This is a genomic window from Escherichia sp. MOD1-EC6300 (assembly GCF_002965045.1).
Classification (GTDB): domain Bacteria; phylum Pseudomonadota; class Gammaproteobacteria; order Enterobacterales; family Enterobacteriaceae; genus Escherichia; species Escherichia coli_F.
Genome location: NZ_PTRH01000092.1, coordinates 1 through 215, shown reverse-complemented (window position 1 = coordinate 215; position 215 = coordinate 1). Strand labels below are relative to the sequence as shown.

Genomic DNA, 215 nt, shown 5'->3' with positions numbered 1-215 from the left:
TAATGACATGAATCGCTCCCCTGCGGCGACTCTTGTCATAAGAGTGCCGGAGCGTTTTTCCATCAATTGCAATGACGCCTTTATCATCTGAAGAATGGCAGTCACGCATCCAGTTAATAAAGCACTCGTGAAATTTTGCAGGACTGATACAGGATACAACTCTGGCAATGGTATCGTGAACAGGAATACCATTTTCAAAATCACCATATTGCTTC

1 protein-coding gene is annotated in these 215 nt (G+C 43.3%); it reads right to left on the bottom strand.

Annotated elements, in window-relative coordinates; all coding sequences use genetic code 11:
• The coding region (locus tag BGE37_RS24980; protein WP_123057359.1) for an ISAs1 family transposase at positions 1–215 on the bottom strand (215 nt) is incomplete at both ends.